Source organism: Ensifer sp. ZNC0028 (genome assembly GCF_000799055.1).
In the GTDB taxonomy this organism is placed as follows: domain Bacteria; phylum Pseudomonadota; class Alphaproteobacteria; order Rhizobiales; family Rhizobiaceae; genus Ensifer.
Window position 1 is genome coordinate 64977 of record NZ_JTLA01000085.1, and the last position, 6470, is coordinate 71446.

Consider the following 6470-nt stretch of genomic DNA (forward strand, 5'->3'; position numbering starts at 1 on the left):
GAGGGGGGCATCTCGTAGCCCCAGTGTCCGTCCCATGAAGTTCAACAAGCTTCGCCTGCTCGGTTTCAAGTCCTTCGTCGAGCCGACCGAATTCATCATCGAGCGGGGGCTCACCGGCGTCGTCGGACCGAACGGTTGCGGCAAGTCGAACCTCGTCGAAGCGTTGCGCTGGGTGATGGGGGAGAACTCCTACAAGAACATGCGCGCCTCCGGCATGGACGACGTGATCTTTTCGGGATCCGGCAACCGACCTGCGCGCAACACGGCCGAGGTCGGCCTCTATCTCGACAATAGCGACCGCACGGCGCCCGCCGCCTTCAACGACAGCGACGAGATCCAGGTCAGCCGCCGCATCGAGCGCGAGCAGGGCTCGGTCTATCGGATCAACGGGAAGGAAGCGCGCGCCAAGGATGTGCAGCTTCTGTTCGCTGACGCCTCGACCGGCGCACGCTCGCCGTCGATGGTCGGACAGGGGCGCATCGGCGAACTGATCGCTGCCAAGCCGCAGGCCCGTCGCCAGCTCCTGGAAGAGGCGGCCGGCATCTCCGGCTTGCATTCGCGCCGCCATGAGGCGGAGCTGCGCCTGCGTGCCGCCGAGACCAATCTCGAACGCCTCGACGACGTCACCTCGCAGCTCGAAAGCCAGATCGAGAGCCTCAAGCGCCAAGCGCGCCAGGCCAACCGCTTCAAGATGCTCTCGGCCGATATACGCAAGCATGAGGCGATCCTGTTCCATATTCGCTGGGTGCAAGCCAAGGAGGCGGAGGCCGAGGCGACGAGCCAGCTCAATCAGGTGACGGCGCTGGTTGCGGAAAAGGCGCAGCAGCAGATGCAGGCGGCCAAGGACCAGGCGATCGCCAGCCTGAAGCTGCCGGAGCTGCGCGAGAACGAAGCGAAGTTCGCCGCCGCCCTCCAGCGCCTGCAGATCGCCCGTTCGCAGCTCGAAGAAGACGCCGGCCGCATCCTCAGGCGCCGCGACGAGTTGCAGCGCCGGCTGGCGCAACTGGCCGAGGACATCGCCCGCGAAGAGCGCCTTGTCGTCGACAATGCCGGCATTCTTTCGCGCCTCGACGAAGAGGAAGCCGAACTCAACGACATGCTCGCCGAGGCCGACGACCGTGCGACGGAAGCGCGCGAGCGCCTCGAAGAGGCAAACGAAAAACTCGTCGGCAGCGAGGCATTGTTGGCGCGGCTGACGGCGGAACGTGCCGAGGCGCAGGCCGGTCGCAACCAGCTGGAGCGCACGCTGCGCGACCTCTCGGAGCGCCAGGCGCGCCTTGCCCGCCAGCTTGGCGACCAGTCGCGCGATCTCGACGAACTCGACCGCCAGATGGCAGCCCTTCCTGATCCGCACGAAAAGCAGGGTCAGGTCGAGGTCGCAGTAGCTGCGCTGGAAGAAGCTGAAAGCAATGTGATCGCGATCGAGGAAAGCCTCGCCGAAGCGCGGCGCACGGAGGTCGAAGCGCGCCAGCCCGTGGATCGCGCCCGCGCCGTGCTGAACGGCATCGAGACAGAAGCGCGCACCATCCGGCGCATGCTTGAGGCGGTGGCCGGTGGCGCCTATCCCGCCGTCGTCGAGGAGATGAAGGTCGACCGCGGCTTCGAAACAGCCCTCGGTGCCGCACTGGGCGACGACCTCGACTCACCGCTTGAAACCGATGCGCCCGCCCATTGGCGCGCGCCCGGGGACCATGCCGGCGACGCCGATTTGCCGGAAGGCGTTAGCCCGCTGATTGCCCATGTGAAGGCGCCCGACGCGCTGACCCGCGCCCTGAAGCAGATCGGCATTGTCGCAAACGAGGCGGACGCCGAGCGGCTGTTGCCCCTCTTGAAACCCGGCCAGAGCCTTGTCACCAAGCAGGGCTCCGTCTGGCGCTGGGACGGCCACGTGACCGGCTCCGAGGCGCCAAGTGCTGCCGCCTTGCGGCTGGCGCAGAAGAACCGGCTGGCCGAGCTTGACGCGGAGGCAGACGGTGCGGCGGAAGCGTTGCGCCGCGCCGAGGCCGAACTTGCCGCCGCCGGTAGCCGTATCCGCGCCGAGGACGAAAGGCTGCGGCTTGCGCGCGACGCGCAACGCATGATCACCCGACAGCTTGCCGAGGCCCGTGACGCGCTTGCTGCGGCCGAACGCGCCTCCGGCGACCTTGCACGCAGGCGGGCGGTGCTTGCCGAATCGCGCAGCCAGATCGAAGCGCAGGTCGAAGAGGTGGCTGAGCAGATCGAGACGGCCAACGACGCGCTGGCGGACGCGCCCGATCTCTCCGAACTGGAACTGAAGCTGCGCACGCAGACCGCCGATGTCGCTGCCGATCGCGCCGCCGTCGCCGAGGCCCGCGCCGCCCATGATGGCCTGGCGCGCGAGAACGAGGCCCGTCAGCGTCGCATCGCCGCGATCGGGGTGGAACGGCAGACCTGGAAGGCGCGTGCCGCCAGTGCCGAGGACCATATCGCGACCCTGCGTGACCGCGAAGCGGAGGCCCGCGACGAGGTGGAAGAGCTGATCGATGCGCCCGACGAGTTCGAGGACAAGCGCCGGGCGCTGATGAACGAGTTGCAGAAGGCGGAAGCGGCGCGGCGCGAAGCGGCCGATCTGCTTGCCGAGGCCGAGAACCGCCAGCGCGAGGCCGACCGTCTGGCCGCAACCGCGCTGTCCGAACTGGCCGAATCGCGCGAAAAGCGCGGCCGCGCCGAGGAGCGCCTGGTCTCCGCCCGTGAACGCCGCGTCGAGATCGAGGCGCGCATTCAGGAAGCGCTCTCCTGCCCGCCGCACGAAGTGATGCGATTGACGGGACTTGCCGTCGATGAGGCGCTGCCCGACATGCGCAATGTCGAGCGCGAACTCGAACGGCTGAAGATCGAGCGCGAGCGGCTTGGCGCCGTCAACCTGCGCGCCGAAGAGGAGCAGAAGGAGCTTTCGGAAAAGCTCGCCCTGCTGCTGCGAGAGCGCGACGACGTCATCGAGGCGATCCGCAAGCTGAGGAGCGCCATCCAGAACCTGAACCGCGAGGGCCGCGAACGCCTGATCGCCGCATTCGACGTTGTCAACGTGCAGTTCCAGCGGCTGTTCACCCACCTTTTCGGCGGCGGCACGGCGGAACTGCAGCTGATCGAGAGCGACGATCCGCTGGAAGCGGGCCTTGAAATTCTCGCCCGCCCGCCGGGCAAGAAGCCGCAGACCATGACGCTGCTTTCGGGCGGCGAACAGGCGTTGACAGCGATGGCGCTGATCTTCGCCGTGTTCCTCACCAATCCGGCGCCGATCTGCGTGCTCGACGAAGTCGACGCCCCGCTCGACGACCACAATGTCGAGCGCTACTGCAACCTGATGGACGAGATGGCGGCCTCGACCGAAACTCGCTTCATCATCATCACCCACAATCCGATCACCATGGCCCGCATGAACCGCCTGTTCGGCGTGACCATGGCCGAGCAGGGCGTCTCGCAGCTCGTCTCCGTCGACCTGCAGACCGCCGAGCGCCTGCGCGAAGTCGTCTGATCGTTCATTCGAATTCGGCGATGAAACCCGAGACCGGCCGCGATGGATCGCGCGCCTCCCAGGTGTCGACGTAGGCGGACAGGGGAACCTTGTTGGCCCTATAGGCCGCGTAAAGCGTTGCCGCCCCTGTCTTTTCCGGCGGCCGCCTGAACCATCTGCCGAATGTAACGGCAGCACCCGTTGTCCATCTCCACCCTTCGGCACTGCCGTTTTCGTTCGAAAGCCCGAGCCACGGCCCAACCCGCCGGTGCTCGCCGCCTTCGAACGAACTGCTGAAGAACCGGTCGTCGGTATTCACGAGCGAGGCGACGAAGGTGTTTTCATCGCTGGAATCGATCGTGGCGAGGTGACCGCCGCAGCGCTCGACGATCGCTTTTGCTTGCTGCCAGCCGATCTGCTGCCCGTCATAGGCCGCTGCATAGAGGTGGCCGGCAAAGGTTCCATAGGTCAGGGGTAGAGGCGAAAGACACCGCACCATGGCGATCACCGGTTCGTCCTCCAGTCCCTCGAGATCGGTGGCGTCATAGCGCCGTGCGCTGGCGGCCGAAAGAATGTCCTGGTCGATGCGGGCAAAGGTGAGGCCCAGGCTCGCGCCGGTCTCCTGGTCGAGAAATCCGGATTGCTTCAGCCCGCGGGCCGCCTGAAACGCCGTGACCGCCCTGCGTGTCTGGCCACCGAAGGCGCCGTCCGTAGCACCCGTATCGAAACCCTTGCTCTGCAGGGCCAGCTGCGCGGTCGCGCGCTTGTCCTTGCTGTCGAGCATCTTCTGTTCCTGCGCCATCGCAGCCAGCGATGATTTGAAGTCGTCGCTTTTGCCGAGCCGCTGAATGGACTGGCGCGCCGCGTCGGCATAGTTGCTCTCGCCATGTTTGGCGATGAAGCGCTTCCAGGTCCTGGCCGTGTCCACGCGCATCGCCTTGTTGAAGTCGAGCGCGGCGATATCGGCATTGTCGGCTTTTAACGGTTGGGGTGCTTCAGCCGTGGCGCTGCCGTCGAGATAGAACTCCAGATCGAGCGAGGAGAGGATCTGCGGCGACTGTTTGCCGCCCGTCGCCGAGCGCACCTCACGGATCACGCGCTTGAAGGCGGTGCCGATTTCGACCCCTGGGCCGGAGAGATTGGTGATCAGCGCCCGGGTGAAGGGCGAATGCCCGTCGGTTCCGTCGGCCGCCACCTGTCCGGGCGCCGCGGCAAAGGCAACGAGTGTGCCGGCGCCCTGCGTTTCGATCGGTGCGAGGCCTCTGGTGGCGCCGCCGCGGCTTGTGCCCGCCACGTCGCGGTTGAGCCTGTCTGCGAGCGGATTGTTGCGGCAGGCGTCGAGGAAGATCAGGGAGATTTTCGCGCGTTGTTCCAGCGCGCTCATGATCTCCGAAAGCGGCATGGTTTCGGCCGGAACGTCGAACTCGCTTTCGAGCCGCGCATCGGTGCCAACGAGGAAGTTCTCGCCGCGCAACTGCATGCCGTGTCCGGCATAGTAGAACAAGGCGACATCGTTGGGACCAAGCTTGCGGGAGAAGCGCGCGAGCGCCTCGGCAAGACCGCGACGGTTCGTATTGAGCACCAGGTCGGTCTCAAAGCTCTGCTCCTTAAGAAAGGCGTCGAAGGCTTCGGCGTCGCGCACGGCATTCGGCAGCACGCCAGCCGCAACGTAGTCCGTCATGCCAACGACAAGCGCCAGCCGCCTGCCGTCTTCAGCGAGAGCGTGCCCGACGGCAAAAAGGACGATCACGACCGACAGCAGCCGGGATGTGATCAACATGCGCCATTTCATGACGGCCCTCCGAGCCCCTGAGCCGGAAACGGATTGTCTGAGCCGGGCCTCTTCATTCGAATTCGAGCACGACGCTGACAGCCGAGTTGCCTGGCCCCATATCGTCCCATGTGTCGAGATAGGCGTTGGTCAAATCGAGCCGACCTTCCCGGTGAAGGTAATACATCGCGGTATCGTCGCCCGGCTTGCTCTCGTTCGGCATCCCCGGAAACCACTTCGAATAGGTCAGGGCCTCGCCATTGTCCCACCGCCAGCCGCCTTTCGGCTCCTTGCCCTGCGGGTCTTGGACGAGTCCGATCCATGGGCCGATCTTGTAGCTGATGTTGTCCGGCGGGTAGTAACCCGTGTCGATAAAGGTCGGGTCCGCGTTGAAGAGCGAAGCGATGAAGCTGTTTTCCGCCTGAGATGAGATCGACGCGACGTGGGTGCCGCAGTTCTTGGCGAGGAGTTCGGCATAAAAGGCACGGGCTGGTCCGGTCCTTGCGACGACGTAGAGATGCCCTTCGAAGGCGCCGTAGACCGTTGGGGACCCGCCGAGACACTTGATGGCGGTAAGGACGCGCGGATCTGTCTCCAGCCCCTCGAGGTCGTTTATGTCGTAGACGCGCGCGGTCTTGGCGCTGTAGAGGCCCTCGGCTGCGCTGTTGACTTTCACGCCGAGCTTTTCGGCCGTCTGTTCGGTGACAAACCCCGTACCGCTCTGGCTGTTGGCGCCCTGGAAACGCTTAATGGCGTCGCGTGTCTGCCCGCCGAAAACACCGTCGGCAGTACCGACGTCAAAGCCTCTTGCCGTCAGCGCCAACTGGATATCGCGTCGCCGGCCCTTGTCCGGCAGCAGCCGCGCCTCGACGGCTTGCGGCAGATGCGACTGGTTGCGCACCGCCGCTGGTTCGATCTGCTCCAGCGTCCGGCGTGCGAGTTCGGCATATTCGCCGGTACGGTGCTTTTCGATGTAGAAGCGCCAGATCCGCGGCGTTCCGATCCTCAACGCCTTCTTGAAATCGACCTCCGCCAGGAGCGCGGCGGGGTCGGCGGCCGGCACCGCGAGTGTCGGCTGAACGGCCTCAGGCTGCGGCTGCGGCGTTACGGTCTCCGGCCCGAAATAGAACTCGAGTGACAGGGAGGACAGGATCTGCGGTTGCTGCTTGCCCTGCGTCTCCTTGCGCACGTCGCGCACGACCCGCTTGAAGGCGGTGCCGACCT

At 65.7% G+C, this 6470-nt stretch carries 3 protein-coding genes; 1 reads left to right on the top strand and 2 read right to left on the bottom strand.

Annotated features, from left to right (window positions below):
• The first annotated feature begins 34 nt into the window (after positions 1 to 34).
• Positions 35 to 3496: a chromosome segregation protein SMC gene (smc, locus tag L981_RS19690; RefSeq protein WP_043619912.1), complete on the top strand. Its 3462-nt coding sequence runs from the start codon at positions 35 to 37 to the stop codon at positions 3494 to 3496.
• A gap of 4 nt (positions 3497 to 3500) precedes the next feature.
• On the opposite strand, the gene L981_RS33360 is transcribed toward smc, so the two are convergent.
• Both L981_RS33360 and L981_RS19700 read right to left on the bottom strand, forming a co-directional pair.
• A complete protein-coding gene (locus L981_RS33360) occupies positions 3501 to 5255 on the bottom strand; it encodes a caspase family protein (RefSeq protein ID WP_197067169.1) in 1755 nt (584 codons plus the stop codon).
• Positions 5256 to 5319: 64 nt separating this feature from the next.
• Positions 5320 to 6470 (bottom strand): peptidoglycan-binding protein (locus L981_RS19700; RefSeq protein WP_043619914.1); only part of this gene is annotated, 1151 nt, incomplete at its 5' end.